Below are 21323 nucleotides of genomic sequence, written 5' to 3' on the forward strand. Positions count from 1 at the left end.
CGGCGGTCCCCGCCGAGTCAGCCGGAGGTCGCCGTTCCGTAGTACGCGGCGCGCATCAGTTCCTGCATGTCGCCGAGCATCGGCATCCGGGGATTGGCCGGCGCGCACTGGTCCTCGTACGCGTTCAGCGCCTGTTGCGGCAGCGCCGCGAGGAAGGCCCGCTCGTCGACGCCGACGGCCGCGAATGACGGCTCGATGCCGACCTCGTCGCGCAGGCGTTCGATCGCCGTGGCCAGGGCTTCGACCGCTTCGGCGTCGGTCGCCGCGGGAAGCCCGAGGGTACGGGCGATGTCGGCGAAGCGTTGCGGAGCCCGGTACGTCTCGTACTTGGGCCAGCCGGTGAGCTTGCTCGGCACGGTGCCGTTGTACCGGATGACGTGCGGGAGCAGGATCGCGTTGGTGCGCCCGTGCGCGACGTGGAAGGTGGCACCCAGGGTGTGCGACATGGCGTGCACGATGCCGAGGAAGGCGCTGCCGAACGCCATGCCGGCGATCGTCCCGGCGTTGTGCATCTTCTCGCGGGCCACCGGGTCCGCGGCGCCCTGGTGGACGGCTCGGGCGAGGTTGCCGAAGATGAGCCGGACGGCGTGCAGGGCCAGACCGTCGGTGAAGTCGCTGGCGTAGACGGACACGTACGACTCGATCGCGTGGGTGAGCGCGTCGAAGCCGCTGTCCGCGGTGACCACCGCCGGCAGGTCGGCCGCCAGGACCGGGTCGACGATCGCCACGCTCGGCGTGAGGGCGTAGTCGGCGAGCGGGTACTTCTTGCCGGACGCGGTGTCGGTGATGACCGCGAACGGGGTGACCTCGGCCCCGGTGCCGGAGGTGGTCGGTATGCAGACGAGCTGGGCCAGCGCGCCGAGGGTGGGGAACTTGAAGGCGCGCTTGCGGATGTCGAAGAACTTCTCCCGGAGGTCGGCGAAGACCACCTCGGGGTGCTCGTAGCACAGCCACATCACCTTCGCCGCGTCCATCGCCGAACCGCCGCCCAGCGCGATGATGGTGTCCGGGCGGAACGAGCGCATCGACTCGGCGCCACGCTCGACGGTACGGACGCTGGGTTCCGGCTCGACGTCGTCGATGATCTGCAGGGCCACCTGCTCGCGGCGGCGGTGCAGCACGGAAAGGACGCGGTCCACGTACCCCAGCCTGGTCATGGTGTGGTCGGTCACCACCGTGACGCGGTGCACGTCGGGCATGTCGGCGAGGTAGCGGATCGCGTTCGGCTCGAAGTAGATCTTCGGCGGGACCTTGAACCACTGCAGATTGTTCGTACGCCGGGCGACCCGCTTGATGTTGACGAGGTCGACCGCCGTGACGTTGTGCGACACCGAGTTGTGGCCGTAGCTTCCGCAGCCCAGCGTCAGCGACGGCAGGAAGGCGTTGTACATGTCGCCGATGCCACCCTGCGAGGCCGGCGCGTTCCAGATGATCCGGACGGCCTTGATCCGGCGGCCGTACGCCTCGGCCAGATCGGCGTCCTGCGTGTGGATGACGGCGCTGTGGCCCAGACCGTCGAACTCGACCATCTGCTCGGCGTACCCGAAGGCCTGGTCGTGACCGGTGGCGGGCAACAGGGCGAGCACCGGGCAGAGCTTCTCCCGGGTCAGCGGCTCGGCCGGGCCGACCCGGTCGACCGGGACCAGGATGATCGAGGTGTCCGGGGCGACCGTGAAACCGGCGTGTTCGGCGATCCAGGCCACCGGCTGCCCGACCACGTCCGGGTTGAGCTTCCCGGAGCCGAAGAGCAGCTTCTCCAGCAGCGACTTCTCCTCCGGCGTCGCGATGTGGGCGTGCAGTCGCCGGAACTCGGCGAGGGCGGCCGGCCGGATCGCGTCGTCGATGATGACTGCCTGCTCGGAGGCGCAGATCATGCCGTTGTCGAACGACTTGGACAGCACCACGTCGTTGACCGCGCGGGCCACGTCGGCCGACGCCTCGACGTACGCGGGGACGTTGCCGGCGCCGACGCCGAGCGCCGGTTTGCCGGTGGAGTAGGCGGCCCGGACCATGGCGTTGCCGCCGGTCGCCAGGACCACCGAGACATCGGGATGCCGCATCAGCTCGTTCGTCGCGGCCACCGACGGCTCGTCGATCCACTGGATGCAGTGCTCCGGCGCGCCGGCGGCGACGGCGGCGTCGCGGACCGTGCGGGCCGCCTCCTCGCTGCAGCGTTGCGCCGACGGGTGGAAGGCGAAGATCACCGGGTTGCGGGTCTTGAGGGCCAGCAGCGCCTTGAAGACGGTGGTCGACGTCGGGTTCGTCACCGGCGTCACCGCGGCCACCACCCCCACCGGCTCGGCGATCTGCGTGATGCCCGTGATGTCGTCCTGGGCGATCACCCCGACCGTGCGGACGTCGGCCATGTGGTTTGTGACGTGCTCACAGGCGAAGATGTTCTTCACCGCCTTGTCCTCGAACACGCCGCGGCCGGTCTCCTCGACCGCCAGCATGGCGAGTTCGGCGTGTCGGCCGAGCGCGGCCACCGACGCCTTCTTCACGATGCCGTCGATCTGGTCCTGGCCGTAGGAGTCGTAGTCGGCCAACGCCTTGAGACCGTTCTCCACCAGGGTTCCGATCATGGCTTCCGCCCTCCATCGGTCCGTCGCCTCGACCGTAGATCCGCGGCGATCGATGCGGGCACGGCCGATGGACCCGTGAGGACGGGACCACCGGCCCGCACCCGTACGTCGCCGGTGGTGGGACGTGGGCGTGCCGGTGGCTACGTGATCCGTTGCCGGGGCCGGTGAGGTGCGGTCACGGCGCCGGGTGGGGCGCCGCGGCCGTCCCTCGCTTGGCCCGCTGGATCTGCTCGTAGACGTGGGTCCGCAGTTCGGTGAACCGGGGCAGGGCCCGGGTGGTGAGCTGGTCGCGTTCCCGCGGGAGGTCGACCACGAGGTCCTCCTGCACCCGGGTCGGTGCGTTCGACAGGACGAGGACGCGCTGGCCCAGATAGACCGACTCGTCGATGTCGTGCGTCACGAAGACGGTGGAGATCCCGCGGGTCAGGTGCAGGTCACGGACGAGATCCTCCAGGTCGGCGCGGGTCTGCGCATCCACCGCGGCGAACGGCTCGTCCATGATCAGCACTTCCGGCTGGTACGCGATGGCGCGTGCGATGGCCACCCGCTGCTGCATCCCGCCGGAGAGCTGCCACGGATGGCTCCGCGCCGACTGCGGCAGTCCGACCGCGTCGAGGGCGTCGGCGACCAACCGGCCGCGTGCGGCGCGGGAGAGTTTCTTGTGGCGAAGCGGGAGCTCCACGTTGCCCCGGACCGTCAGCCACGGGTAGAGGCTGCGGCCGTACTCCTGGAAGACCACCGCCATCGCCGGGCTCGGGCCCGTCACCGGTGATCCCTCCATCTCGACCAGGCCGCTGGTGGGCCGGAGCAACCCGGCCAGGCACTTCAGGAGGGTGGTCTTCCCGCAGCCAGAGGGACCGACGACGCACAGCAGCTCGCCGGCATCCATGGTGAAGCTGAGATCCCCGATCGCCTCGACCTCGCCCCGGCCGGAGGCGTAGACCTTCCGCAGGTGCTCGACCCGCAGCAGAGGGCTCCCGTCAGGCACGGGTGACCTCCTTCATTCCGTGGTACCAGCGCAGGACGCGGCGTTCGACGACACCGAAGACCACGGCGAGGACGACGCCGATGAGGCCGAGCAGGAGGATGCCGCTCCACATCTCGGCGATGAGGTAGTTCCGCTGGAAGTAGGCGATCCGGTATCCGAGGCCGGCGGACGACGCGAACATCTCCGAGATGACCATGAGGATCAGGGCCACCGAGAGCGCCTGCCGTACGCCGGTCATGACGCGCGGACTCGCCGCCGGGAGGATCAGCAGCCAGAGCCGGTCCCACCGGGAGATCCGGAAGGAGTACGCGGTCTCCAGCATCACGCTGTCGGTCGCCCGGACGCCCTCGATCGTGTTCAGCAGGATCGGCCAGATCGCGCCGGACACGATGACGACGACCTTCATGGTGTCGGTGATGCCGAGCAGGAGCATCGCGACCGGAATCAGCACGGGTGGCGGGATCGCGCGGAAGAACTCCAGCAGTGGTTCGAGGATCTCGCGTAGCGGGCGGAACCGGCCGATGACGACGCCGGCGGCGACGCCGAGGAGGACCGACGCGATCAGGCCGATCAGCAGCCGGTACACGCTCGGCAGCACGTCGTCGACGAACGCCGGGCCGATCCAGGTCTGCCGGAACGCGTCGAGGAGCGTCCGGGGGCCGACGAGGAACCGGTTCGTCGACCGGGTGGACCAGACGGCCCAGAGCCCCACGGCCAGGACGGGAAGCCCGACCGCGAACAGGACGTTCTGGGCGACCCGGACGCCGAGGCCGCGAGGGCCGGCCCTGCCCGCGCCGAGGGCGGTCATCGGGTTGCCTCGTCCGCGAGCACCGACTGGTGCCAGGCCATCGAGCGGCGTTCGGCGAAGCGGAACACGACGTTCACCAGCAGGCCGAGGAGCCCGGTGACCACGACGAGTCCGTACAGGCCGACGGCGTCCCCGGCGGAGCGGGACAGCTCGATCATGCGCCCGAGGCCGGGGTTGCCGATCACCATCTCCGCGGTGACGGCCAGGATGAGCGCGACGGCCGCGCCGAGACGCAGGCCGGTCATCAGGTACGGCAGAGCGGTCGGAAGGACGAGATACCGCAGCTGCTCGCGGCGGGTGAGGCCGAAGCTTCGCGCGGTGTCCCGGGCGACTGTGTCGACGTCGGCGACGCCGTAGATGACCTGCACGAACACCTGCCAGAACGCCGCGTAGACGATGATGACGAGCGCGGCGCGCATCTGCAGGCCGAACATCAGCACGGCGAGGGGGATCAGCGCGACCGACGGCACCGGCCGCAGGAACTCGACGGTCGTGTGCGTCGCGCGACGCAGGAACGGCACCAGCCCGACCACCGTCCCCAACGCGACCGCGGCGAGCGTCGCCACCGTCAGGCCGATCGCCCACGACGTCATGGTGAGCCGGAGCCGCCGCCAGAAGGCCAGGTCGCGGACCTCCTGGAACAGCCGCCCGAACACGTCTGTGGCGTACGGCAGGTAGTGCGGGTCGACCAGTCCCAGTGTCGGGAGCAGCTGCCAGACGGCGAGGAACCCCAGAAGGCCGGCGGCACCCAGCAGGACCTTGCGCATCGGCCGGCTACTGCTGCTGGACGAGGCGGTCGAAGTCGGGCCGCCGGTCGAGTACGCGGTACTTCTGGGCGAGCGTCGCCAGTTGCTCCAGGCCGGCCCGGTCGAGCTCCCACCCGAACGCCGGAAGCCGCACGGAGTCCGCCACCGCGTCCGGTAGTTCGAGGTTGTCCTTGATGGCCTGCCGCAGGGCCGTCTCGTTCGCCGGGTCCTTGGCCCAGGTGAGCGTCTTCTTCATCGCCGAGGAGAAGTCCGCGACCAGCGCGGCGTCGGAGTCCTTCAGCTTGCTCGACGTGATCGTGGTCAGGGTGGCGAGACCGGGGACCGTGGCCTGATACGGGGCGACCACGAGAACGTCACCGCGCTTGCGCATCTGGGTGATGAACGGTTCTGTCACCCAGGCGGCGTCGATGTTGCCGCCCTGGAGCTGCGCCGGGGCGTCCGGGAAGGCCACCTCGACGAACTTGACCTTGGTGGGATCGCCGCCGTCCTTCTCGACCGCCGCCATGATCGTGACATCGCCGGCGGCGCCCAGGCTGTTCACCGAGACCTTGCGCCCCGCGAGCTGGGCCGGCCGGGTGATGCCGGACTTCGCGGACGCCACGACCGCGTTGATGTCGTCACCGTCGGCGTAGGACGACGCGTAGTTTCCGATGATCGTCACACCGAGGTTCTGCAGATCGGCCCGGAACGGGCCGAACGGCTGCCCGATGGCGAAGTCGATGTCGCCGTTGATCAGGGCCGGGATGGCCTGTGCGCCACCCTGTGCGGGCACGACCTCCACATCGAGCCCCTGCTCCCGGAAGATGCCCGCCTTGATGCCGCCCCACAGCGCGGCGGTCTCGCTGATCGGCAGCGCCGCCACGCGGACCTTCCGCAGGTCGCCGCTCGCCCCGGGGGACGGATCGGTGGCATCGGAATCCGTGCAGCCGGTCAGGGCGATCACGACGCCGGCGAGGACAGCGAGGGCGGTGGCCTTCTTCATGGACGAGCCCTTCCGTGCGCAGCGCTTGTGCAACGTCGGGAGTGGGGCCGGTGGAGTGGGGTGAAGCATCCGACCGCGCCGATCAGCGTCATGCAGAAGCGATTGATTGTCAAGAATTCCGATAAGGCGGATCGCAAAGCGATCCGGGTAGCCCGGCACCGATGTGAATGCGTCTTGACGAGCGACGATTTTGTGACCAAACTGTGCGGTTGGTGGTGCGGCGGCGGAGGAGCGACTACTTGGCGATCGTGATCGTGGGCGCTGGGATCGGTGGCCTCACCACCGCGCTCAGCCTGCATCGGGCCGGCTTCCGTGAGATCACCCTCTACGAGCGCGCCGCCACGCTGCATCCGCTCGGCGTCGGGATCAATCTGCTCCCGCACGCCGTTCGTGAACTGACCGAACTGGGCCTCGGCGAACGCGTGGAAAGGCTGGGCGCCGCGCCTGGCACACTGGCCTACTACAACCGGCACGGTCAGCAGATCTGGAGCGAGCCGCGCGGGCTGGACGCCGGATATCGCTGGCCGCAGCTTTCCGTGCACCGCGGCCGGTTCCAGATGGAACTGCTCACCGTGGTGCGGGAACGGCTGGGGGCCGACGCCGTGCGCACCGGGCACCGGCTCGTCGACGTCCGCGACGGCGTCGCGCGCTTCGCGACGGCGGCGGGGGAGGTGAACGTCGCGGGCGACCTGATCGTCGGAGCGGACGGCATCCATTCCGCGCTGCGCCGCCAGCATCAGTCCCGCGAGGGAGCGCCGCTCTGGAACGGGCTGACGCTGTGGCGGGGGACGGCACGGGCACCCGGATTCCTGGACGGGCGGACCATGATCATGGCCGGGGACGCGGAACAGAAGTTCGTCGCGTACCCGATCGGCGCCGGCCTGATCAACGTCGTCGCCGAGCGGCGCGGGCCCGGTTTCGCCGGGCCGAACGCGGACTGGAACCGGGCGGTCGACCCCGCGCCGGTCGTCGCGCTCTTCGCGGACTGGCGCTTCCCGTGGCTCGACGTGCCGGAGCTGCTGGCCGCCGCGGACGAGATCCTCGAATACCCCATGGTGGACCGCGACCCGATCGACACGTGGACCCACGGGAACACGACTCTGCTCGGCGACGCCGCGCACCCGATGTATCCGAACGGTTCCAACGGGGCGTCGCAGGCGATCCTGGACGCACGTACCCTCGCCTTCCATCTTGCCAGCGAGCGGACGGTGCGGGCGGCGCTGGACGCCTACGAGGCGGACCGGCGGCCGGCGACCACCGCGCTCGTGCTGAGCAACCGGCGGCAGGGCCCGGAACAGGTGATGGTGCTCGCCCGCGAGCGCGCGCCGGGCGGATTCGCGCACATCCACGACGTCATCCCGCCGGAGGAGCTGACCGAGATCGCCACCGGGTACAAGAAGGCGGCCGGCTTCCTGCCCGCCGACCTCAACGAACGGGCCTCCCTGACGCCGACGGTCTTCTCGGGCGTTCTGCCGTGACCGGCCCGGAGACGACCGAGCTGGACGCGGCGCGACTGGCGTCGGTGATCTCACCGCTGCGCCGCATGCTGCTCGCCGCCGCTCGGGCCGCCGAGCACCTGCCGGAGATCCCGGACGCGCAGATCGAGATCGTGCGGGCGCTGCCCCGGGGCACGGTGGCCGGTCCGGGTGAGCTGGCCGAGCGGCTCCGTCTGAGCCGATCCACGGTCAGCAACCTGCTCACCACCATGGAGGGTAACGGTCTCGTCGAGCGCTGCCCCCGCCCCGGCAACCACCGCCACGTCGACGTCCTCGCCACCCCGAAGGCCCTCGACCTGTTCGACCGCTTCGACCTCGCGAGCGGAGACCTGGTCGCCCGCGCCGCGGCCACCCTGCCGGCGGCGGACCAGGCGGCCCTCGCCGCCGCGGTGCCCGCGTTGGAGCGCCTCCGCGACGCCCTCGCGCAGGACAAGGACACCCCATGAGTACGCGCCCGCCCGCCGGTCCGGGCTCGATGAGCGCCCTGCCGGTTCCCGGCCTGGAGGCCGCGTTCGAGGTGGAGGCCCGGCTCGGCGTGCTGGAGGACCACGGGGTGACCCGCGCCGGTCACCGCCGCGTCGTGCCGGTCGTCGGCGGCCGGGTCACCGGCCTCTTCGAGGCGGACATTCTGCCCGGCGGCGCCGACTGGCAGGTGGTCCGCCCCGACGGCGCGATCGAGATCGACACCCGCTATTCGGCGCGCACCGCGGACGGCGGCCACGTCTACCTCCGCACGTTCGGCGTCCGCAGTGGTCCTCCGGCGGTCCTCGAAGCGTTGCTGCGCGGCGACGCGGTCGACCCCGCCGCGTACTACTTCCGCCTGGGCGTACGACTGGAGACGTCGGTGCCCGCGCTGGCCGTGCTGGAGCAGTGCGTCTTCGTGGCGTCGGCGATCCGCGAGGCCGATCGGGTGCGCTACACCGCCTACCGCGTCACGTAGGTGTTCCCGGAGGGGCCTCAGGACTGCACGCCCGCGTAGATCCAGGGCACGATCAGCGCGTACACGAGGACAAGCGCGGCGACGGTGACGAATGGGGTGCTGACGAGCACCACGGCCGATGCCACGCGGACGCGGGTCCGCAGTCCCTCGTGCATCTCGGGGGTGCGCGCCAGCACGAGCAGCGCGGTGATCCACGTGGCGAGACCGACCGTGGCGACGATGCCGAGCCACGACAGCAGCACCGTGACGTTGGTGCCGAACCGGTCACCCCCGTCGCTGCCGTACTGCAGCAGGTACGGCCTGTTCCGCAGCCCGATCCAGAGGTTGACGCTCACGAACGCGGTGAGGGCGACGGACCACAGGGCGGCGAATCCGGCGGCGGTGCCCCGCAGGCGGGTACGGGTACGCTGCGCTGCCTCGTCGAGTACGGTCATGCACGGATGCTAGTCACCTGATCGCCGTGCGCTCCAGGGCGCGCTTGTCCGGCTTGCCGCTGGGCGCCACCGGCACCCGGTCGATCCACTGGATCGTCCGCGGGGCCGACGCTTCCCCCAGCGCCTCCGCGACCAGGGCACGCAGCCGTACGGCGTCCGGCACGCGACCCGCGGCCGGCACCACGTACGCGTGCACCGCCTCCCCGGTCACGTCGTCGGGATGGCCCACGACGTACGCCTCGGCGACGGCGGGATCCGCGGCGAGGACCCGCTCGATCGGGCCGGCGTACACCAGGTTGGCCTGCACGATGATGACGTCCCGGATCCGGCCGAGCAGGTGCAGGTAGCCGTCGGCGTCCAGGCGGGCCAGGTCACGGGTGCGGACCCAGCCGTCGACGAAGGTCTCGGCGGTCTCGACGGGATCGCTCCAGTAGGCGGCGGCCTGTGCCGGGGTCCGGACGAACAGTTCCCCCTCGGTGGCGGGACGGCCGTCGGCGTCCCGGATGGACAGCGTGGTCACCGGGGGAGGCCGGCCGACCGAGGCGAGCGCGGCCGGGTGTGCCAGCATCTCGGCCGGCGTCACCATCGTGATCATGCCGGTCTCGGTCTGGCCGTAGCCGTGGAAGACGACGGGCCCGAGCACGTCGAGCGCCTCGGTGAGCCGGCCGGGGGCGAGCGGCGAGCCGGAGACCAGCAGGGCCCGCAGGCTGCTCAGGTCGGCCGGGTCGGCGCGCTGGTCCTGTACGAGCTGGTTCAGCTTGCCCACCGTGATCACGCTCGCGGTCGCCCGGTGCCGGGCGATCATGCCGGGAAAACCCGGAGGCTGCGCCGCCACCAGGGTGCCGCCCGCGGCCAGGGTGAGGATGCCGTACTCCAGCATCACCTGGCTGCTCAGCGAACCGAAGACGAGATACCGCTGGAGCCGGGTGGCGAGATCGGCGATCGCCGGGGGCCAGCGGGCCGGATACGGCGCCCAGGCCGCGCTCATCGCCGCGTACGTCTGCGCGCAGCCCTTCGGGCTGCCGGTGCTGCCGCTGGTCCAGATGATCCGGGCGACGTCGTCCGGGCGTCCGGCGGCGATCAACCGCCTTCCGTCGTCCGGGGTGCGCGCCAGTTCGGCGACCCGGGCGTCGTCGAGCAGCAGCGTGTTCTCGCCGAGCTGCCAGGCGCGGTGCGCCGGGCTCAGGTCGGGGCGGACCCCGGAGACCCGGGCGCCCACCGCGAACGCCGCGATGATCGCCGCGAACGCCTCCGCTGTGACACCGAGGCGCAGGGCCACCCCGACGCCGGGGCCCGCCCCGGCGGCGCGCAGCCCGGCGGCGATGCGGCGCACCATCCGGTACATCTGGGCGGTGGTGACGGTCCGCTCACCCTCCTCGAAGGCGGGCCGGCCGTCGCCGGTGGCGATCAGGTCCAGTAAGGGCTGCGGCCAGACCTCAGCCGGCATCGGAGAGCACGCCCTTGAGGAAGAGGACGAGCGGCTGATGGTGCACGTCCGGCAGATTCCAGTGGTTCTCCAGGTTCTCTGCGAGGTGGTGCGCCGCGACGACCCGGCCGCCACTGTGGACCCGGACGACCGGGTGCAGGTAGCTGGCGTCGTGCGCGTGCGCGGCGTCGTTCTCGGCGATCCGCGGCACCGTGATGTCGAACGGGTCGACCTGGTCGTGGTCCGGCCCGTACTCCAACGTGACCACGAACGCGAACGGCTCCGGCCCCAGGCCGCCGTCGTGCAGGTACGCGACCGGCACCTCCTCGTGGTAGCGCGCGGTGTCGCCGGAGACCACGACGACGTCGCCGAGGACGGCGAACTGCTGCCACAGCGCCGAGGTGCGGTTGATCCGGGCGATGATCGCTTCGGCGATCGCCTCCGGGGTGACCTCCAGCGGTGTCCCCGGCCACGGCGTGCGGTGGTGGCGGGCGTCGAGGATCCGGTGCAGGGCCCGCACGCCGTACCGGAAACCGTGGATGAACCCGTTCGTGGAGCGCTTGAAGTCGCGCTGCTGGGTGAGCGTGCCGGCGAAGTACAGGCCGGGCACGTTCACCGACTCGTACGCGGAGGTCTGCTCGGGGAAGCGGTCGTCGATGACGAGCCGTGGCCGCGCGGACGGGTCGAAGATGCTCGCGTCGAACCGGAACCCGGTGCAGAGGATGATCCGGTCGTAGTCGATCCGCCGGGTCGCCTCGACGGTGCGGGCGTACCGGAAGTCGATCCGGTAGCCGCCGTCCTCGCGCCGGACGATCCGCTCGACGGTGCCGTCGAGGACCGCGTTCTGCGACTTGAGCTGGTACGTGTCGAGGAAGTTGTTGTTCACCGCACGCAGGTGCCCGACGTAGTGCGACTGCCACGCCAGCTTGATCGAGTGCGGGCCGGCGACGTGGATGACGGCTGCCGTCTCGACGAGCGCGTCGGCGGTCTCGAAGGCCGAGTTGCCCTTGCCGATGATGAGCACGCGCTGATCGGTGAAGTCGTCCGGGTCGACGCTGACCGTGTCGTACCGTTCGGCCAGCTCGGCGCCCTCGATCGGCGGGACGTACAGCTGGGACACGCCGGTGGCGACCACCACCCGCCGGGCGGTGACTGTGTCGTCGCCGGCGCGCACGGTGAACAGGTCGCCGTCACGGGCGACGCCGGTGACCCGGGTGTCGTATCTGACGCGCAGGCCGCGGGCGAAGTCGGCCAGGTAGCGCACCAGGTCCGCGGCGTCGGGGAAGTAGCGCCGGCTGTAGTTCTTGAACAGCAGCGCAGGATCGTCGGTCAGCAGTGAGTTCCAGTCCGCACGCAGGTTGAACTCCGGATCGTCGGAGCCGGTCCAGACCTTGTTGATCGAGATGAGCTGCCGGTGCCGGGGATAGGTGGTGAAGAACGTGCCCGGCGCCGGGCCGGCCTCCAGGACCAGATAGTCGCGCCCGTCGCGATCGAGCAGGTGAGCGAGCTGCAACCCGGCCGGTCCGGCTCCGATGATCAGATAGTCGAGCGTCATGCGACGCAACGTATCGACCCGATCTCAGAGCGCTCTGAGAACCCTTCTCTAGGGTCCGATCGCATGACGACAGAGGTCGACCTCGGGGTTCCACTTCGGATCGCCGACCTGCGCGCCGCCCGCGACCCGATCAAGGTCGTGGTCGGGCCGCAGGTCCGCGATCGGGTCACGGCCGCCCGTACCTTCCTGGCCACGGTGCTCGGCGACGACCGCGCGGTGTACGGCGCCACGACCGGCTTCGGCGCGCTCGTCGGGTACGCGGGCCGCGCCGACCTGCGCGACCAGGCCGACAACACGCTCGCCCACCTCGGCGCGGGCCAGGGCCCGGACCTCGATCCGGAGGTGGTCCGCGCGACCCTGCTGCTGCGGACCGCGTCGCTGGCCCGGGGCGCGTCGGGGGTCTCCCCGCACGTGATCGACGCCCTCGCGGCGATGCTCGCCACCACGTTCGTCCCCGCGATGCCCCGGCTGGGGTCGGTCGGCGCCAGCGGCGACCTGATTCCGCTGGGCGCGGCCGCGCAGGCGCTACGCGGCCGGGGCGACGCCTATCTGGACGGGGTACGCCTGCCGGCGGCCGAGGCGCTGAAGCGGGCCGGCCTGGAACCCCTGCCGCTGGACGGCCGGGACGCCCTCGCCCTGGTCAACGGCACCTCGCTGACCACCGCGGCGACGGCGCTGGCGCTGGACGCGGCCCGTGCCGCGCACCTGGCGGTCCAGGTGCTCACCTGCCTGCTCGCCGACCTGCTCGGCAGTGGCACGCAGTTCCTCGACGCCCGGCTGCTGCGCGCGTACGGGCATCCGGGCGCGATCGACGTGGGCGCACGGATGCGGCGGGTCGGCGCCGGACTCGTCGCGTCCGGCGCACGTCCGCTGCAGGAGCCGTACAGCATCCGGTGCACGCCGCAGCTGCTCGGCGCCGCCGAGGACGCCCTGCGCTACGTCGACGCCGTCGTGGCGGCCGACCTCGGGAGCGTCACCGACAATCCGCTGTTCTTTCCCGACGACGACCTCGTCGTGCACGGCGGCAACTTCTTCGGGCAGCCGGCCGCGTTCGCCGCCGACGTGCTGTCGATGGTCGTGGCGCAGGTCGGCAACCTCGCCGAACGGCAACTCGACCTGCTCGTCGACCCGAACCGCAACGGCGGCCTGCCGCCGATGCTGGCCGCCGGTCCGGGACAGCAGCACGGGCTCCAGGGCGTGCAACTGGCGGCGACCGCGTTGATCACCGAGATCCGGCGCGACGCCATGCCGGCGAGCATCCAGAGCGTGCCGACGAACCTGCACAACCAGGACGTCATCCCGCTCGGCACCCAGGCGGCGCTGCGGGTGCTGGACCAGGCCCGGCTGCTGCATCTCATCGTCGGGTCGCTCGCGTTGGGGCTGCGCCAGGCCGCGTACGTGGGTGCGCGTGCGCCGACCGCGCCCGGCTGCGCCGAGGTGCTGGCCGCGCTGGCCGCGGCCGTACCCCCGGTCGACCCGGACCGGCCGCTCGACGGTGACGTGCGGCGCGCGGCCGACGTGATCGCGGATCTCTCCGTTTCTCTTTCCTGAGGTGGACACATGACGCTTGACTACCTGATCGTGGGCGCCGGACCGGCCGGCCTGCAACTAGCAGCGCTGCTGGAGGCCGACGGCAGGCGCGACTATCTGGTCCTGGAACAGGCGGAGATCCCGGGGGCGTTCTTCGCCACCCATCCCCGCCACCGGCAACTGATCTCCATAAACAAGCCGCACACCGGCTCGGACGACCCGGAGCTGAACCTGCGGCTGGACTGGAACTCGCTGCTCAGCGACGACCCGGCGCTGCGGTTCACCGGCTACACCGAACGGTACTTCCCCGACGCCGACGTGATGGTCCGCTACCTGGCGGACTTCGCCGCGAAGACGGGGGCGCGCGTGCGGTACGGCGCCCGGGTGACGTCGGTCCGCAAGTCCGACGGCCTGTTCGAGGTCGACGCGGGGGAGGAGGTCTTCCGGGCGCGACGGCTGATCGTCGCCACCGGGGTCTCCCGGCCTTACCTGCCGGCGATCCCGGGGCTGGAACTGGCCGAGCAGTACGCGGACATGTCCGTCGACCCGCGCGACTACCTCGACCAGAAGGTGCTGATCATCGGCAAGGGGAACTCCGCGTTCGAGACGGCGGACAACCTGACGGAGACCACCACGCTGATCCACGTCGCCGGGCCGAGTTCGGTCCGGATGGCCTGGCGTACGCACTACGTGGGACACCTGCGCGCGGTGAACAACAACTTCCTGGACACCTACCAGCTGAAGTCGGCGAACGCGATCCTGGACGGCGACGTCAAGCGCATCGAACGCGACGGCGCCGGTTTCACCGTGACGTTCTCGTTCTCCCGCGCGAACGAGGTGGTCAAGGAGCTGTGGTACGACCGGGTGCTCGTCTGCACCGGGTTCGCCTTCGACGCGTCCATCTTCGACGACACGTGCCGCCCGGCGCTCGCGATCAGGGACCGCTTCCCGGCGCAGACCCCGGAGTGGGAATCGGTGAACGTCCCCGGCCTGTTCTTCGCCGGCACCATCAGCCAGGAACGGGACTTCAAGCGCTCGACGAGCGGCTTCATCCACGGCTTCCGGTACGGCGTGCGGGCGCTGCACCGGATCCTGGAGCGACGGTACGGGGACACGCCGTGGCCGGCGGAGAAGCTGGACGCCACAGCGGAGTCGATCGCCGACGCCGTCATCGCGCGGGTCAACCGCAGCTCCGCCCTGTGGCAGCAGTTCGGCTTCCTCGGTGACGTGGTCACGGTGGCCGGGTCCGACGCGCGCTACTACGACGAGGTGCCGGTCGAGTACTTCACCGGCACCGGCCTGCGCACCGCCGACCACGACTACACGGACGCGTTCGTCGTCACCCTGGAGTACGGCCCCGAGCACGACCGGGTGGACCCGTTCGACATCACCGTCAACCGGGTCGCCCAGGACGTGCCCGGCCAGGCCCACGACGCCGCGTACCTGCATCCGGTGGTCCGTCACCACCGGGCGGGCCGAGTCACCGCCACCCACCACCTGGCGGAGAACCTGGAGAACCGGTGGGACCGGCCGCAGACGCACGTCGCGCCGCTCGTCGCGTTCCTCGACCGCTGCCTGAGCAGTGCCGGGCGTTGAGATGCGCCGGCCGGAGGGCGCGGCGCCGCCCGGAACCGCGCTGGGCGGCGCCGCGCTGGACGGCCCGGCGCTGAACCTGGCCGAGCTGGCCGCCGACGCCCGGGCCCGCCTGGACCCGGTGCGCTGGGACTTCTTCTCCGGTGGGGCCGGCGAGGAGCGTACGGTCCGCGCCAACGAGGCGGCGTTCGGCAGGCGCTACCTGGTGCCCCGCGTCCTGCGCGGCGCGGGCCGGCGCGACCTGCGGATCTCGCTGCTCGGCAGCCGGATCTCGATGCCGGTGCTGATCGCGCCGACCGCGTTCCACCGGCTGGCCCACCCCGAGGGCGAGGTGGCCACCGCACGCGCCGCCGCCGAGGCGGGCACGGTGATGGTGGTCAGCATGGCCGCCACCCGGCCGGTCGAGGAGATCGCCGCGGCAGGCGGGCCGCTCTGGTTCCAGCTCTACCCGCAGGCGGACCTCGACTTCACCGCGTCAGTGGTACGGCGGGCGGAGAAGGCCGGCTGCACCGCCCTGGTCGTCACAGTCGACTCGCCCGTGTTCGGCCGGCGGGAACGCGATCTGCGGCACGGCTTCGTCGACCTGCCGCCCGGGCTGGTCTGCGAGAACATGCGCGACGCGACCGGCCGGGTGCGCGACATCGGCATGGACGCCGGGCTGGACTGGGAGCGGATCGCCTGGCTGCGCGGGATCACCACGCTGCCGATCCTGCTCAAGGGGGTGCTGCATCCGGCGGACGCGGCGCTGGCCGTCTCGTACGGCGTCGACGGTCTGCTGGTCTCCAACCACGGCGGCCGGCAGCTCGACGGCGCGCTCGCCACCCTCGACGCGTTGCCCGCCGTCGTCGAGGCCGTCGCGGGGCGGCTGCCGGTGCTGCTCGACGGCGGCGTCCGCCGGGGGACCGACGTGCTGGTGGCGCTGGCGCTCGGCGCGAGCGCGGTGCTGGTCGGCCGCCCGGTGCTCTGGGGGCTCGCGGTGGGCGGCGCCGCCGGGGTACGGCACGTGCTCGACCTGCTGCACGCCGACCTCGACCGGGCGCTGGCGCTGGTCGGCGCCATCGGGCCGGCGGACCTGTGCGGTGACCTGGTCGCCACGGTGGCAGCCGGATGAGCGGCCTGATCGTCCTGCCCGTCCTGGCGGGGATCGCGTGGACCGTTCCGTACTGGCTGCCCCGGACGGTGGTCCGCCTGCGCGAGTGGGTGTTCGTCACCGTCAACGGCGCCGAGGGCGTCCCGGTGCCGGGTCCGACCGTCGGCATGGAGCACTTCGAGCGGGTGTACTCCGATCCGGCGGCGGACGGGCGCAGCCGGGGCGCCGGGTTGTCGGACCTGTTCTGGTACTGGCTGGCGCCCGGGCCGCACATGCACCAGGAGCATCTGGAGCCGGGCGACCGCTACCGAACGGTGGCCGCCACCACCCGGCGGGTGCTCGCGGTACGCCGCCGGCGCTGCGACGACCTCGCGACCGCCGCCACCCGGCGGGTGCTCGACCGGTTACCGGCCGGCCGGACCAGCCACGTACGGCTGCGCGACCTGATGATGCCGGTCTGGGCCGAGGTCTACTACGAACTCGTCTTCGGCGAGGCGTGCCCCCCTGATGCCCGGGCGTTGATCGTCGCCAACGCCGACGACGTGGTCAACGGGCTCAAGTGCACCGGCCTGCGGCACATGCGGCGGCGCGACCGGCTGACCGGGTATCTGCACGACCGGATCGAGGCGGGGACCTGCCCGGTGACGCTGCCGCCGCCGTTCACCGCCCGGGAGACGGCCTGGTATCTCCAGGGCGCCTTCTTCAACACCGCCGTGGTGCAGATGTCCGAGGCGATGGCGCACGTGCTGCTCGCCCTCGCCACACGTCCCGACCTCCAGCGAGGACTCGACGACGACGAGGCGCTGGACCGGGTGATCGACGAGACGCTGCGGGTTCATCCGCTCTTCGGCGTGGCGCACCGGATCACGTCGGCGCCGATCACGCTGCCCACCGGCGTGTCCCTGCCGGCCGGAACGGTACTGCTCTTCAACTACCTGGCGTTCCACCGCGGCGGAGCCGCCGGCGACGACCGGTTCGACCCGGACCGGTGGCTGACGCTCAAGCGTGGCGACGCGCACTTCATCCCGTACGGGGTCACCGCGAACCGGGCCTGCCCGGCCCGCGGCGTCGCGCCGGTGATGATGCGTGCCGCGACCCGCGAGGTGCTGCGCCGGTACGTCCTGACCTCCTCGGCCTCACACACCCGCTCGCTGCCCAGCCGGGGCCCGGCGTATCTGACTCCGGCCGGGTGCACCGGCCCGGGGCGGCTGCGGCTGGCCGCGATGCGGTCGCGGGACCGGTGGGCCGACGTGGGCCGCAGCGTCCGGCAACTGGTGTTCGGCACCTGGATGGTGATCGACGCCCGCCGGCAGCGGTTGTGCACCGACTACTTCGAGAGGGCTGTCCGATGACACCAACGGAGCTGGCGCCACGCTTCTTCATCGCGGTCACGGTGATCCTGATCTTCTGCAAAGGGGTCGCCTGGCTGCTCGGCAAGGCGGGACAGCCGGCAGTGGTCAGCGAGATGCTCGCCGGCGTACTCCTCGGCCCGTCGCTGCTCGGGCTCCTCCTGCCGGACGTTCAGGACGCCCTGTTCCCGGCCCCCCTGCTGCCGGTCCTCTACGTCGTGGGTCAGGTCGGCCTGGTGCTGTTCATGTTCCAGGCCGGGTATGCGTTCAGCGCCCACCGGGTCACCGGGCTCGCCGGCACCGCCGGCGTGATCTCCCTGGCCGGGGTCACCGCGCCACTCCTCCTGGGGGTGCTGCTGGTCCCGGTGGCCGCCGGTGCCGTGCCGATCCAGGCCGAGGGGACGTCGCTCGGGGTCTCGGCCGCGTTCGTCGGCGTCGCCCTGGCCATCACCGCGTTCCCGATGCTGGCCCGGATCATCACCGAGCACGGGCACGCCGGCACCCGGCACGGCACCCTCTCCCTGGCCAGCGGCGCGATCGACGACGTTGTCGCCTGGATCATGCTGGCCGCCGTGCTGGCCTTCGCCTCCGGCCGGGCCGGTCCCGCGATCGTCACCGCGGGCGGGGCGATCCTCTTCGCCCTGGTGCTCTGGTTCGGCGGGCGTACGGTCACCTCCGCGCTGATGACCCACCGCGCCCTCAACGACCGCGCCCGGCTGCTCGGCACCGTGGCCCTGCTGTTCCTGGTCGCCTGGTACACCGACGAGATCGGGCTGTACGCGGTCTTCGGCGCGTTCGCGGTCGGCGTGGTGATGCCCCGCACCGACAACACCGACCGGGTCGTGGACACGCTCACCCCGGTCGCCGCGACGCTGTTCCTGCCGTTGTTCTTCACCTACTCGGGTCTGCGCACGGAGTTCGGGTTGCTCGGTTCCCTGCCGGTGCTGCTGTTCGCGCTGGCCTGTGTGGCGGTGGCGATCGCCGGCAAGTTCGGTGCCTGCTGGGCGGCGGCGAGGCTCCGCGGCGAGCCGCCGGGTGTGGCGCTGCGGGTCGGCGCGCTGATGAACGCCCGCGGCCTGATGCAGCTCATCGCGCTGAACGTGGGACTGGAGGCGGGCATCGTGAACCCGTCCCTGTTCACCGTGCTGGTGCTGGTCGCGCTGGTCACCACGCTGATGACGACGCCGGCGCTGAGCTGGATCGAGCGCCGGGAGGCGCAACGGCCCGACGACGTCCGCACGCCCGCGCTGGCGGTTTCAGATAGTTGAAGATGCAAATACCGATACTTCCATCGGTCGCCATCTATGGGATCGTTAACATATGCGGGGCGGAAGATCGAACCGGCTGCTGCTGGTCGAGGACGACGCGGATCTGACCGAGATGCTCACCGAGACGCTGGGTCACGAAGGCTACCTGGTCGACCGGGCCTTCGACGGCCAGCGCGGGCTGCATCTCGGGCTGACCCGCTCGTACGACGTGATGGTCATCGACCGGATGCTGCCGGCGCTCGACGGCCTCGACCTGGTCGCCCGGCTGCGCGCCCGGGCGGTCCCGTCCCGGACCCTGATGCTCACCGCGCTCGGCACCGTCGACGACCGGATCGCCGGGCTGGACGCGGGCGCCGACGACTACCTGGTCAAGCCCTTCGACCTCGACGAACTGAGCGCCCGGGTCCGGGCGCTGTGCCGGCGCACGTCCGAGTCGACGGACGTGCTGCCGATCGGCGCCGGGCAGCTCGACCTGGGGCAGCGGGACGCGGTGCTGGCCGACGGCACCCGCGTGGCGCTGTCCACGCGCGAATTCGAGCTGCTGCGGGTGCTGGCGGCCCGGCCGAGCACCGTGCATCCCCGGGCCGCGCTGCGTCAGAGGGTCTTCGCGGAGGCGGCGGGGGCGTCGGTGGTGGACACCTACGTCTACTACCTCCGCCGCAAGCTCGGCCGGTCGGTGGTACGCACCGTGCACGGGCTCGGCTACCGCCTGGGGACGCTCTGATGGAGGCGGCAGAGCAGGCGGTCCTCCGCCGGACCCGGCTGCGCATCGGCCTGCTCGTCGGCCTGACCATCGGCGCCCTGTTGCTGCTGGCCGGCGGCATCTCGTACACGCTCCTGGTCCGCAGCCAGGAGGCGCAGATCCAGCGCGAGCTGGAGTGGGGCACGGAACACGGCGCGATCGCCGGCCCGCCCGCGTGCAGTTGGATCTTCCTGTACGACGGCGTCACGGTGCGCACCGGCACGAACCCGCCGCCCCCGGGCTTCCCGTTGCGCGGGGCGCTGGACACCGTGGCGGCCACCCGGAACGCGGAGATCACTACCATCACGCGTAACGGCACCACCTATCACGTGCGCACCGAGGCGCGCGGCGACGAGGTGGTCCAGGCGGTGTTCGACGCCCGGTTCCAGCTGTCCGACCGCCGGCACCTGCTGCTCGCGTTCAGCCTCGCCGCGGCAGCCGGGCTGCTCGCCGCCATGCTCACCGGTGTGCTCGTCGGCCGCCGGGCCGTCGCACCGCTCGCGGAGGCGCTGACCCGGCAGCGCCGCTTCGTCGCGGACGCCAGCCACGAACTGCGCACCCCGATCGCCCAGGTGCACACCCGCGCACAGCTGATGGCGCGGCGGGCGCGCCATGACGGCGCCGTCACGAACCTGGAGGACCTGGACCGACTGGTCGGCACCACCCGCCGGCTCGGCGAGATCGTCGACGACCTGCTGCTCTCGGCCCGTCTCGCCGCCGCTCCAGCCGACCGGGAACCGGACCCGCCGGTCGACCTCACCTCGCTGATCGGCGCGACGCTCGCCGCCGAGGCCGAACGCGCCGCCGAGCGCCAGGTCACCCTCACCCTGGACACCCCCGCCGCCCCGCTGCCGGTGCCGGGTGTCGAATCGGCACTGCGCCGGGTCGTCGGTGAACTGCTCGCGAACGCCCTGGCCCACACCCCCGCGGGCGGCCGGATCGACGTGACGCTCCGGGCGGTCGAGAACGTCGCCGAGATCGTCATCGCCGACACCGGGAAGGGCTTCGACCAGGCGGACGCGCGGCGGATCTTCGACCGGTTCCACCGTGGCGCGGGCGCCGGCGACCGCCGCTTCGGCCTGGGACTGGCCCTGCTCCAGGAGGTCGTGACGAGTCACCACGGCACGATCGAGGCCGAGGGCCGGACAGGGCGGGGAGCCCGCTTCACGGTGCGCCTTCCCATGACACGGTCGCCGGGCCTGACGGGCAGGGCCGCGTGGATCGGGCACCGTCGGATGCGGCAACTCGGAGCCGGTACGTGAGCGCGGGCCCGCTGGGCCGTTGCCGCTGTCGTTCGTGAACCGGGCCCGGCGGTCCTGGTCAGCGCACCGCCGGACCGGCGACGGGCCGTCGTCGGTCTGCCCGGCGCCGTCGTCCTGCCTGGCGTCGTCGGCCCGGCCGGCGCCGTCGATGTGGTGGCGGACCACGAAGCTCAGCGCCCCCGCCGTCAGCAGAGTGGCCGCGATGAGGGTGAGCGCGCGCGGCAGGCCGAAGCCGTCGGCCAGGAAGCCGATCGTCGGGGGCGCCATCAGAATGCCGGCGTAGCCGAGGGTGGACGCCAGGGCGATGCCGTCCGGGCCGCCCTTCGCCCCGGCCAGCGCAAGGGCCGACGGAAAGATGTTGGACAACCCCAGTCCGGTGACGACCAGGCCGGCGAAGACCAGCCACAGCACCGGGGACAACGCCATCACCAGCCGCCCAGATCTCCGCCTCGAGGTCTCCGTACGCCCCGGTCGGCTGGTAGAAGACCTCCAGCCGGTCGTACTTGCCGAG

Annotated in this window: 18 protein-coding genes; 10 read left to right on the top strand and 8 right to left on the bottom strand. The window is 71.7% G+C overall.

Annotated elements, in window-relative coordinates; translation table 11 throughout:
* Positions 1-17: 17 nt before the first annotated feature.
* From adhE to ACFYO8_RS26350, 5 genes are all read right to left on the bottom strand, one after another.
* The gene (adhE, locus tag ACFYO8_RS26330) at positions 18-2651 is read right to left on the bottom strand and encodes a bifunctional acetaldehyde-CoA/alcohol dehydrogenase (protein WP_354873118.1); all 2634 of its coding nucleotides are present in this window, start codon (positions 2649-2651) and stop codon (positions 18-20) included.
* Between the two features lie 106 nt (positions 2652-2757).
* The gene (locus ACFYO8_RS26335; protein ID WP_354872873.1) at positions 2758-3570 is read right to left on the bottom strand and encodes an ABC transporter ATP-binding protein; all 813 of its coding nucleotides are present in this window, start codon (positions 3568-3570) and stop codon (positions 2758-2760) included.
* Complete coding sequence (locus ACFYO8_RS26340) at positions 3563-4378, bottom strand: ABC transporter permease (protein WP_355094498.1); 816 nt, start codon at positions 4376-4378, stop codon at positions 3563-3565. Before ACFYO8_RS26340 ends, ACFYO8_RS26335 begins: the two co-directional genes overlap by 8 nt.
* The gene (locus ACFYO8_RS26345; RefSeq protein WP_355094496.1) at positions 4375-5145 is read right to left on the bottom strand and encodes an ABC transporter permease; all 771 of its coding nucleotides are present in this window, start codon (positions 5143-5145) and stop codon (positions 4375-4377) included. Before ACFYO8_RS26345 ends, ACFYO8_RS26340 begins: the two co-directional genes overlap by 4 nt.
* 7 nt (positions 5146-5152) lie before the next feature.
* Positions 5153-6127 carry an ABC transporter substrate-binding protein gene (locus ACFYO8_RS26350; protein ID WP_354872879.1) on the bottom strand — a complete coding sequence of 325 codons (975 nt, stop codon included), beginning with the start codon at positions 6125-6127 and terminating at the stop codon, positions 5153-5155.
* Between the two features lie 248 nt (positions 6128-6375).
* On the opposite strand from ACFYO8_RS26350, the gene ACFYO8_RS26355 reads away from it, so the two are divergent.
* Genes ACFYO8_RS26355 through ACFYO8_RS26365 form a run of 3 tightly spaced genes read left to right on the top strand, consistent with a single transcriptional unit; the run spans position 6376 to position 8563 of the window.
* Positions 6376-7605 (top strand): flavin-dependent oxidoreductase, encoded by a 1230-nt coding sequence (locus tag ACFYO8_RS26355; protein WP_355094502.1) that lies wholly within the window; start codon positions 6376-6378, stop codon positions 7603-7605.
* Positions 7602-8069 carry a MarR family transcriptional regulator gene (locus ACFYO8_RS26360; protein WP_355094494.1) on the top strand — a complete coding sequence of 156 codons (468 nt, stop codon included), beginning with the start codon at positions 7602-7604 and terminating at the stop codon, positions 8067-8069. Before ACFYO8_RS26355 ends, ACFYO8_RS26360 begins: the two co-directional genes overlap by 4 nt.
* Positions 8066-8563, top strand: a complete 498-nt coding sequence (locus ACFYO8_RS26365) for a DUF3237 domain-containing protein (RefSeq protein WP_354872885.1) — start codon at positions 8066-8068, stop codon at positions 8561-8563. The genes ACFYO8_RS26360 and ACFYO8_RS26365 overlap by 4 nt, the downstream gene beginning before the upstream one ends.
* 17 nt (positions 8564-8580) lie before the next feature.
* On the opposite strand, the gene ACFYO8_RS26370 is transcribed toward ACFYO8_RS26365, so the two are convergent.
* From ACFYO8_RS26370 to ACFYO8_RS26380, 3 genes are read right to left on the bottom strand one after another with little or no spacing between them, the layout of a single operon-like run.
* The gene (locus ACFYO8_RS26370; RefSeq protein ID WP_354872887.1) at positions 8581-8997 is read right to left on the bottom strand and encodes a hypothetical protein; all 417 of its coding nucleotides are present in this window, start codon (positions 8995-8997) and stop codon (positions 8581-8583) included.
* Positions 8998-9010: 13 nt separating this feature from the next.
* Positions 9011-10444 (bottom strand): fatty acid--CoA ligase family protein, encoded by a 1434-nt coding sequence (locus ACFYO8_RS26375; RefSeq protein ID WP_355015264.1) that lies wholly within the window; start codon positions 10442-10444, stop codon positions 9011-9013.
* Complete coding sequence (locus ACFYO8_RS26380; protein WP_355097343.1) at positions 10434-11978, bottom strand: NAD(P)-binding domain-containing protein; 1545 nt, start codon at positions 11976-11978, stop codon at positions 10434-10436. Before ACFYO8_RS26380 ends, ACFYO8_RS26375 begins: the two co-directional genes overlap by 11 nt.
* A 63-nt stretch (positions 11979-12041) precedes the next feature.
* On the opposite strand from ACFYO8_RS26380, the gene ACFYO8_RS26385 reads away from it, so the two are divergent.
* From ACFYO8_RS26385 to ACFYO8_RS26415, 7 genes are read left to right on the top strand one after another with little or no spacing between them, the layout of a single operon-like run.
* On the top strand, positions 12042-13529 hold the full coding sequence (locus tag ACFYO8_RS26385) for an aromatic amino acid ammonia-lyase (protein WP_354872895.1): 1488 nt from the start codon (positions 12042-12044) through the stop codon (positions 13527-13529).
* Positions 13530-13538: 9 nt separating this feature from the next.
* The gene (locus ACFYO8_RS26390) at positions 13539-15104 is read left to right on the top strand and encodes an NAD(P)-binding domain-containing protein (protein WP_387189177.1); all 1566 of its coding nucleotides are present in this window, start codon (positions 13539-13541) and stop codon (positions 15102-15104) included.
* Between the two features lies 1 nt (position 15105).
* Entirely contained in the window at positions 15106-16212 is a 1107-nt protein-coding gene (locus ACFYO8_RS26395) for an alpha-hydroxy acid oxidase (protein ID WP_357710357.1), read from the top strand.
* Positions 16209-17543: a cytochrome P450 gene (locus ACFYO8_RS26400; RefSeq protein WP_355096062.1), complete on the top strand. Its 1335-nt coding sequence runs from the start codon at positions 16209-16211 to the stop codon at positions 17541-17543. Before ACFYO8_RS26395 ends, ACFYO8_RS26400 begins: the two co-directional genes overlap by 4 nt.
* Positions 17540-18808 (top strand): cation:proton antiporter, encoded by a 1269-nt coding sequence (locus ACFYO8_RS26405; RefSeq protein ID WP_354872905.1) that lies wholly within the window; start codon positions 17540-17542, stop codon positions 18806-18808. The genes ACFYO8_RS26400 and ACFYO8_RS26405 overlap by 4 nt, the downstream gene beginning before the upstream one ends.
* A 52-nt stretch (positions 18809-18860) precedes the next feature.
* On the top strand, positions 18861-19532 hold the full coding sequence (locus ACFYO8_RS26410; protein ID WP_354872908.1) for a response regulator transcription factor: 672 nt from the start codon (positions 18861-18863) through the stop codon (positions 19530-19532).
* Positions 19532-20812, top strand: coding sequence for a HAMP domain-containing sensor histidine kinase (locus ACFYO8_RS26415; RefSeq protein ID WP_354872911.1), 1281 nt, complete (start codon positions 19532-19534; stop codon positions 20810-20812). The genes ACFYO8_RS26410 and ACFYO8_RS26415 overlap by 1 nt, the downstream gene beginning before the upstream one ends.
* Positions 20813-21323: the final 511 nt, after the last annotated feature.

Origin of the sequence: Micromonospora sp. NPDC005257, assembly GCF_042872445.1 — a bacterium.
GTDB lineage: Bacteria > Actinomycetota > Actinomycetes > Mycobacteriales > Micromonosporaceae > Micromonospora.